Annotated in this window: 13 protein-coding genes, 3 pseudogenes and 1 riboswitch; of the genes and pseudogenes, 1 reads left to right on the top strand and 15 read right to left on the bottom strand. The window is 37.9% G+C overall.

All coding sequences use genetic code 11. The features are described 5' to 3' along the window. From AC058W_RS01805 to AC058W_RS01735, 15 genes and pseudogenes are all read right to left on the bottom strand, one after another. Positions 1-843, bottom strand: an 843-nt coding sequence (locus tag AC058W_RS01805; protein WP_479389635.1) for a substrate-binding periplasmic protein, incomplete at its 3' end; no start/stop codon positions are given. Between the two features lie 239 nt (positions 844-1,082). Continuing rightward, positions 1,083-1,158: riboswitch (cyclic di-GMP riboswitch) on the bottom strand. A gap of 133 nt (positions 1,159-1,291) precedes the next feature. Continuing rightward, a complete protein-coding gene (locus tag AC058W_RS01800; protein WP_118411646.1) occupies positions 1,292-1,513 on the bottom strand; it encodes a hypothetical protein in 222 nt (73 codons plus the stop codon). Positions 1,514-1,913: 400 nt separating this feature from the next. Then, positions 1,914-2,474, bottom strand: a pseudogene (locus tag AC058W_RS01795) (AlbA family DNA-binding domain-containing protein); the annotation flags it as partial. Then, positions 2,471-2,614, bottom strand: a pseudogene (locus AC058W_RS01790) (DUF3791 domain-containing protein); the annotation flags it as partial. The pseudogenes AC058W_RS01790 and AC058W_RS01795, both read right to left, overlap by 4 nt. A gap of 66 nt (positions 2,615-2,680) precedes the next feature. Continuing rightward, a pseudogene (locus tag AC058W_RS01785) lies at positions 2,681-2,890 on the bottom strand (DUF3791 domain-containing protein); the annotation flags it as partial. 17 nt (positions 2,891-2,907) lie between these two features. Beyond that, a complete protein-coding gene (locus AC058W_RS01780; RefSeq protein WP_117676385.1) occupies positions 2,908-3,351 on the bottom strand; it encodes a GNAT family N-acetyltransferase in 444 nt (147 codons plus the stop codon). Between the two features lie 25 nt (positions 3,352-3,376). Beyond that, a complete protein-coding gene (locus AC058W_RS01775; protein ID WP_117676384.1) occupies positions 3,377-3,754 on the bottom strand; it encodes an SdpI family protein in 378 nt (125 codons plus the stop codon). A 31-nt stretch (positions 3,755-3,785) separates the two neighbouring features. Continuing rightward, positions 3,786-4,211 (bottom strand): GNAT family N-acetyltransferase, encoded by a 426-nt coding sequence (locus tag AC058W_RS01770; protein WP_117676383.1) that lies wholly within the window; start codon positions 4,209-4,211, stop codon positions 3,786-3,788. 293 nt (positions 4,212-4,504) lie between these two features. Further along, complete coding sequence (locus AC058W_RS01765; protein WP_055249572.1) at positions 4,505-4,696, bottom strand: YdbC family protein; 192 nt, start codon at positions 4,694-4,696, stop codon at positions 4,505-4,507. A 78-nt stretch (positions 4,697-4,774) separates the two neighbouring features. Continuing rightward, on the bottom strand, positions 4,775-5,572 hold the full coding sequence (locus AC058W_RS01760) for a YhfC family intramembrane metalloprotease (protein ID WP_119244629.1): 798 nt from the start codon (positions 5,570-5,572) through the stop codon (positions 4,775-4,777). 19 nt (positions 5,573-5,591) lie between these two features. Further along, positions 5,592-5,894: a hypothetical protein gene (locus AC058W_RS01755; RefSeq protein ID WP_008121271.1), complete on the bottom strand. Its 303-nt coding sequence runs from the start codon at positions 5,892-5,894 to the stop codon at positions 5,592-5,594. A 9-nt stretch (positions 5,895-5,903) separates the two neighbouring features. Continuing rightward, on the bottom strand, positions 5,904-6,110 hold the full coding sequence (locus AC058W_RS01750; RefSeq protein WP_003865061.1) for a helix-turn-helix transcriptional regulator: 207 nt from the start codon (positions 6,108-6,110) through the stop codon (positions 5,904-5,906). Further along, entirely contained in the window at positions 6,107-6,436 is a 330-nt protein-coding gene (locus AC058W_RS01745) for a DUF6442 family protein (protein ID WP_117676381.1), read from the bottom strand. The genes AC058W_RS01750 and AC058W_RS01745 overlap by 4 nt, the downstream gene beginning before the upstream one ends. 213 nt (positions 6,437-6,649) lie before the next feature. Continuing rightward, positions 6,650-6,727 carry a TnpV protein gene (locus AC058W_RS01740; RefSeq protein WP_242854876.1) on the bottom strand — a complete coding sequence of 26 codons (78 nt, stop codon included), beginning with the start codon at positions 6,725-6,727 and terminating at the stop codon, positions 6,650-6,652. A 376-nt stretch (positions 6,728-7,103) separates the two neighbouring features. After that, on the bottom strand, positions 7,104-7,436 hold the full coding sequence (locus tag AC058W_RS01735) for a winged helix-turn-helix transcriptional regulator (protein ID WP_008373705.1): 333 nt from the start codon (positions 7,434-7,436) through the stop codon (positions 7,104-7,106). 140 nt (positions 7,437-7,576) lie between these two features. On the opposite strand from AC058W_RS01735, the gene AC058W_RS01730 reads away from it, so the two are divergent. Beyond that, positions 7,577-7,930, top strand: a complete 354-nt coding sequence (locus AC058W_RS01730; RefSeq protein WP_004614173.1) for a cupin domain-containing protein — start codon at positions 7,577-7,579, stop codon at positions 7,928-7,930. Positions 7,931-8,034: the final 104 nt, after the last annotated feature.

The raw sequence follows: 8,034 nt of genomic DNA, 5'->3' as shown, positions 1-8,034 counted from the left end.
ACCGATTTTGATTTCTCCATGCTCTGACAGCCATTTTTGTTCTTCTCCCGTCAGAAAATATACACTGTCCACTGACAGAAACTGCTTATGCAGTTCATCTGCATAATAAGGATCATCATCTGTGATCCTTCTCATAGCATTATCCAGCTCTGTCTTTAAATCAGAATGACTCTGGCCAATCGCAAAATACATTTTTGAACTTCCGAGATTCGTTAAGGCCACCATTCCGTACCCATCCAGACGGGAATCCTCTAACCATACAAAAGCGTCAGTTTCTCCGTCTGCAATTTTCTTCAAAGCATCTTCATTATTTGAAACATTGACATGCTGTGTATGCAGATCATATTTCTTTTCCCACTCGTTCAATACCATTTCCGACAGGTAACCCATAAGCACCCCAATCCTTTTCCCATTGAAAGATGCAGCGTCAGAGGATGAGATGTCTGTATGATCGGGTTTTACATAGACATAATATCTTTCGTCTCCCATTGGAATAGCGGAAAAAAGCATAGTCTCTGCCCGTTCCTCCGTATAAGAGATTCCTTCTATCATATCCAGCTCATCATTTTTTAATTTGTCGAAACAATTTTCCCATGTACAATCTACATATTCATAGTTCCACCCAGTATAACCTGCGATTTTCTGCAGATATTCATAGCCGTATCCGCTTCTTTTTCCATTTTCATTTATCTTATCATATGTATCATCCGGTACACCAATCCTGACAATTTTCTCTTTCTGATTTTCTGCTGCAAAAGCATAAACCGGACAGATTGAAAAAAGGATGCAGCTGCACAATATAAAAATGATACTTCTTTGCAATACTGATTTATTCATTTTCATACTTTTCTCTCTCCCAGTAAAATTATTATAGTTACGCCTATGAAATAACACGTTACTGTTCACTCCGTGCCCAGTAACACGCTTCGCGATGCACAGAATTTATGCTAATCGCATAAATTCGCGCTGTATGTCTCGGGATTTTGGCATATACATGCCAAAACGCCTCGCGGAATAGTGGCATGTGAACAGTAACAATAACACCACAAAAAAGCACTGTCAGACAGACAGTGCACCTCATTTTATGCAACTGGCTGCCATTTTACAGGCCCTGTAGCTTTGCGTCCCAGACTTTCATCTGGTTTGCCGATTTCCTTATTATAGCTTTTAAACTTATGCCAAAAACTGGTTTTATTATACTACAGCGCTCTACTGTACACAAGAAAACATTACCGTTTTAACGCCTGAAAACAAAAAAAGAACAGCCGATATATATACTCGAACTGTTCTTCTACTTCCGAAGTCCACGAAGCATTGACATTACTGTTTCCTGCTCATTTGCATTCAGATCGTTCCATATCCCTAGAACTTCTTTCTGTTTTTCTGTCAGATTCTCTAAATTACCTTCCTGAAAAAACTGCGATAATCTGTATTTACTGATATCACGCTTTTCACATAAAGATGTTATTTTATCCGCAATATGCTTCTCTATCTGCAAGTGACTATACTTCATTTCCTCTACTACATATCTTCATTGTATATGTATTAGGGGAAAATACTAATTATCAATTTGGCAAACATACAATTCCATCAAAAAACATATTTTTAAATAAAAAATGAAGATACTTTCGTTTCCGCAAAAGTCATTTTCGCTTATATCATCTCCATAATATCACAGTCAATAGTATTTGTCACATAAAAGTTGTGAAAACCAGTGGGTATAAAGTAGAAGTCTCCAGGCTCTTTTGGAAACTCAGATGGAACAACCTGTAATAGGTATCCATCCGATAGTAACTTTCCGTATATTCCTTCCAGATGCCTTTGGCCTCTGTAGTATGGAATCCATCAGAATGTTCTTTGAAGAATTTCTGCATATTTGCTACCTGTAAAATACCGTCATAGAAATTCTCAAAATAAACATCCTGCCGATAAATTCCCACAATGGTAGCACCCAAATGAATATTTCTCAAAACAAACTGAAATGCTTCATCTATCTGCTCCCAAAGCGGACCGGTATATTCTCTACGGTCAACAAATACTGCTTTCGTTGTACCTTTGAACACACCACATTGTGTTGCAACATGAAGTCCTCTGTTGCCAGTCAAAATAGCAAAAGCATTAGACGGATACTCTTTTCCATCACGCTCAATCAAAATGCCCCAGGAGCGCAACTGCTGTCTGCCCTCAAAAATCTCTACCACAATAACAGTTTTACCACCAACCGTCTGTAAAGTGATATCCGGAATGATTGCCGGTTCACAGCTGTCTGATACAGCATTGGCAATGGCATCCATTTTCGTGAATACATCTTCCTTGTCAAAACCGACAACCTCTCTGGTTTTATCGGCAATTCCGAAAATAATTTTTCCTCCGGTTCCATTTGCAAAGGCAACCACAGACTTCATATATTTGATACTTTTCTCCGGCAGGTTCTCTTTGAACTCTACATTCTTCGATTCTCCTGCAAGACCGATACACCATCACGGATCAACTGATAAACCTCGGAGCGATAGAAAAAATCCAACGCCGCATCCAGTGAAAGTCCATGCTGTTTTGCAAAACACTCAATGACGCGGCTATATTTTTTCTGAAGTAAAATCGGATTTGCCGTCATGGCAGATGAGTGTTCGTTTTGATCATTTTTATTAGAATGCGTAATTTCCACATTTCTTTCCTTCATCATATCAAGGAGGTCATCTACGATATATTCCCGGCTCTGAGTATGCAATACTTCATATTCCGGCACAATATAACCGTTAAAAATATCACTCTTTTGGGTAAATGCCTGATAGACACATTCTGCATCCACACCCAGCTTTGCCGCAACATTTTCAATGCAAAATACAGCAAACTCAAGTTCATTGGAATTTTTAATCTTCTCATCTGCCATCATACGCAAACCGGAAGTTATAAACATCTTTGCAAATATACCATATCTATTAACTGTACACCACACTCATAAATTGGGTGGTCATAATTGTCCGTAAAGAAATTCGGAATATTGTGAGATCGGACAAATCCGCATTTTTCATAAAACGGTACGGTCAACGGGCTGTCACCTGTTCCAACCTGCAAAATAGAATATTTATCTGCATATTTACTTACAAGGAAGTCAATCAATGCTTTCCCATAGCCCTGTCCTTTATTCTGAGGATCAACTGCAATATTTTTAATTTCAAGTATTCCATTATCTTCATCAGTAACGACACATTCAGCTTTTACATTACCATCTTCAAGTACATACATAGTACCTTTTTCAAGATAGTGATCAATCATATTTTCCTGCTCATCAGCTAATAACAATAATGCTATAAATTGCTTTTTATTCTCATTCACTTCTCGGATTTTCATATCTATTACTCCGTCAAACTAGAATTTATCGTCTTGTTCCATTCTTATCAAAATTCTTTTTTAATGCTATTTCTGTTGGGAGAATAGACCCAATTAAAGGAATAAGTTGAACACTACAGATAATTCCTCCTATACTCCCAACACAATCTTCATTTTTTCCAATCACTAAAAGCATGAATATTACTGTTATCGGCAACATAACCATTCCACAGACATACCAGACTTTACCACAATATTTATGAGCAAATTCCCATGTGTCTTTGTTCTTCATAGACATCGAAGTCCGATATCCAAATACTGAATTTATTTCCTTTGGAGCCTTTTTCATAAAATATCTTCCAAAACCAATCATCGTAAATGGAAGAAGCAAATCCATAATCAACATAAAAATCCAAAACCCCATTGTAAACCTCCTTTACTACAACTTCCGATTTCTATTTTCGTTTCCATAGCATAGTGTACTCTTTTTCACCAGTAGCTTCATCCAAGCCTTCACATTGAATAATGAACCCTTCTCTTTGGTAAAAAGAAATTGCTCTGGCATTCTTCTGGTATACATTTAATCGTAAGCTAACTTTTTTATCCTTAATATAATCCAATAAAAATTTACCTATGCCACATGACTGCATTTCATCAGAGACAAAAATACCTTCGATATATTCATCATTTAGTCCTACAAATCCTTGTATCATTTTATCCACTTCAAACACATAGACTTCGGATTGTAACATCATTTCTTTCACTAATTCATAATTACTTTTCCAGTATTGATTGGAAATAAAATAATGTGCTTTCAGATTTGTCTTTAACCATATGTCAGCGACTCTATCGATATCTCCGTTCAGCAACTTTCTAATCATAACAAATATTCTCCTCAACTGCATCCTTTATGCTTTTCTCTTTTTTTCATTCTATCACAAGCTTACCATTAATCATCGATTTTTTGATATTTTTTCTTTTACCCCACTGTAAAACAGCCTCTGAGCGTTTCGTTATATAGAGGGATACTCTCAGAACCTAGAGAGTATGAAGCGGCAGAATATTGGAGGTATGAGTTAGGGGCAGAGTTGGATTAAATTTATATTTCTACGAAGAAAGCCAAAGACATTTAACTGTTCACCCAATCAAACGTCTTTGGCTTATTTAATTACAACTATTTTTTTAGAGTTTTACCCAGTAACTCATACAGAGCTTCTGCCTCTTCTTGAGATAAAGTAATTCCTTTTCCCATTTTTTCATGTTCTGGTGCCCAGTCACGAATATCATATTTTTCTGCAGCTCCATTCCATGAAATCATATTCAATTCTTTTTTCCAACCTTTGGCACTTTCTGAAAGTATTCCTATTGGGTAACAAAAAACACCGTATTTCTACGGTGCGTTCTGTCAGATATATTCTGTTTTATGATAGCAGAAAACTGGAATTCACAGTTCTTCCATCCTTCCCATCTTCAGCGCCATAACAAGAGTTCCGGCTGCCATCACAAAGACACCAATTTCAATCACATAGATGGGAAGAAGCGCCGGACCTGCCACGGCAAAGAAGTCCACAATAAAATGAATCCCATATGCAAGAACCGCTGTAAAAGCCGCTGTCCTGCATTTGCCTGCCTTTACCGCCCGGTAGATCAGCAGTGACAACCCGATATGCAGAATGATGGCACTGATTCTTTCGATTCCGCTTACAAAAAAGAGTGGTGCCGGTGTTGTCCATAGGGCCGACAGCTGTGACACGGTCTGGTTTGCAGACTCAGCAGGAAGTGCCGCCAGCGTATTCTGCATGGCTCCGCTGTTGATCATCAGCATGGACACAAGATTGCTGATTCCGGAGAGTCCTCCGAGCAGAATGGCCTCCACACCGCCATGCCCGATTCCATACATCAGTGCATTTGGAAAATCCAGCCATTTCTTCATCCAGAACTTCATGGCAATCAGTCTTCCGGTCTCTTCAAAAACCGCTGCAGCCAAAGCCGCGTACACATAGTAAAACCATGGCCTGCTCTGTGCGTTCAGTCCGCAGAACTGAATGACAAGAACATGCAGCAGCTGCTCCAACAGCATGGCAAACAGCAGATAGGTTCCTGCTCCGATAAAGAACGAGGAAATCCTTGCCTTAAGCTTCACCCTTCCTGCAATGAACAAAGCAATCGGTACCCCCATCGAGAGGACAACGGAGCAGATAACTCCCGCTATCGCCAGACCTGATATTGTGTTCAATTCCATCTTTATACCTCCCTGATTCTCAAAAAATTCCTTTATTGTATTTGAACTGTCCATACAATATAAAGCCTAATCCGACAATAACTGCTGGAAGAATGATATAATCTATAATTATTTCACTCCAAAACGAAACAATAAAACCTAATACAAGAGATATTCCTATAATCAGCGTTCCTGTGCCGACTGTTTTTCCATACTTTGGTATATCTTCTTCCTTTACTTTTCGCCTATTATAAGAGTGAATTGTGCTGATATTGCCTTTGATATTTACAATTCCCACAACAGATATGAACACTCCCAAAATCAACATTATAATATTTTCCATAATAACCTCCTAAAAATAGAATAGTTCCTCAAATTTTTTGTCCAATGCAATACAAAGAATTAGAGCCAATTTTGCAGTTGGATTAAACTGTCCTGTTTCAATAGAACTAATGGTATTTCTTGATACCCCTACCATTTCTGCAAGCTGAGCTTGAGAAAGATTTGCTTCTGTGCGAACTTCCTTTAAGTGATTTTTCAGTTGTAATTGTTCTTTCATATTCTCACCTCTAAAAGATGGCTAACAAATCCAACAAATGCCAAAATGGAAAGCACAAAAAACAGAACAGTCAAGACCAAATCACTCTTTCGCTTCATTTTGATAAAACGAACTAACCATTGTGTTGCAATAATGCTGAAGTATATAACCCACGGACTGTAAATCATAGTATGAGCAAGCACAGAAGATAACAGCGAAAGCAAACAACACACTAAAGCACCAACTCTGCTTGCATGACTTCCGGCTTGATATACCACTTCCATTTCAGCCAAGTCCTTATTGCGATGTTCTTTTCTGCTTGCCTTTAATATTTCGTCCTTTTTCATAAAAACACCTCCATGCCAAGTTTTCTTTGCATATTTTAATTATACACATACCAAGTTTTCTTGTCAATAGAGTCATAAAAAAGTTACAACCGATATAAGAGATAACTTTTCTACCACTTCGATTATACTCACGACTTAATGACTTCTTGAATACTTGCCGAAAAAGAAAAACTGCCATCGGTTTGACAGCAGTTCTTCTTCGGTTGGTATCCGTTAGGAATACACAATATCATTCAATACAATCTCATCGGCACAGGCTCGAATGTTATTCATCAATCCTATCCATCTCATCATATCCGTTGCTTTCAGTTCTTCCGTTACACCCTGCTTAAACGCTATTTTTTGCCCTTTAATTGTGGTATTACTTATAGCAAAGCACAAAAAAGGCCCAAAAGGGCACTTTCCCTTTTGAGCCTATACACTTTATTAGCTAACGTATTTTGCTTTCATTTTTCCGCATGGTCATGAGGCTTTTTTCTCTTAAATCGCATTCTATGAATCCTCAGATTGTTCTTTCTGTTCTTCAATAATTCGTTCTGTCGCTTTATGGATCTTTCACTTGAAACGGATGCTCTTTGAATGGACGAAGACGCTCAATCCCGATTTTTCGTTCTCTGCGACTTCCCAATAAACTGGAATTGTTCAAGCTTTTCAAATACTAACGTCCTTAATTCTGTTCAATAATTGATTTATAGTAGTTACCAAAGTCAGCAAGTGAATTAACAATTGGAAGCATTTTTGTTCCGAGTTCCGTTAAGCCGTATTCAACTCTTGGTGGCTGCTCATGGTAATCGTGGCGATATGCCAGTCCATCACTCATCATTTGTCTTAAACTATCTGTCAAAACCTTTTGTGAAATACCATCTATACTTCGTTGTAGCTCATTGAATCTCCATGGACGCTCTTTCAAGTTACGCAAAATCAGCAGTTTCCATTTTCCTCCGATGAGAGATACTGCTGTTGCAACTGGGCATTCCGGTAATTCTTCTTTTGCTCGCATAATTCTCACCTCCGAGGCTATTGTAACACATTCGATTTTGAGTGTACAGTTACAAAAAGGTGCGTACTTGTTTTTGTATGTGTCTCACACTATACTAACACCAAGCAACCAGAAACTACAAATTAACTATGGAGGTTATTATGGCAAATTACACAAAAACAACTATTGGAAAGGAAAACCGAATTGAGCTGCACGAAAAGTTGTCTTTAACAGGTGCAGAAATCAGTTTAAACGAACTACCTGCAGGAGCAAATGTCCCATTTGTTCATTCTCATAAAGAAAATGAAGAAATCTATGGAATTCTTTCAGGTAACGGCAAAGCCATAATTGATGGAGAAGAAATTAGCCTTTCAACTGGAGACTGGCTAAAAATCGCACCTGCTGCAAAGCGTCAGTTTTTTGCATCCGATATTTCCGGAATTACTTATATCTGCATTCAGGTAAAAGAAAATTCTCTGGAACATTTTACAGCAGAGGATGCCGTAATCGGCTAATTAAAAGTATTTATATACAGAAATGCACAGTTCCCGATATGCTAAGAACTGTGCATTTCTTTTTTGTTCAATATTACGTTTTCTCAATTTTTCAAACAAGAAGT

Source organism: Blautia sp. CGZ-1-C1, assembly GCF_056504575.1.
The sequence above is the reverse complement of the archived record's forward strand: the minus strand, read 5'-3'. Positions and strand labels throughout refer to the sequence as shown.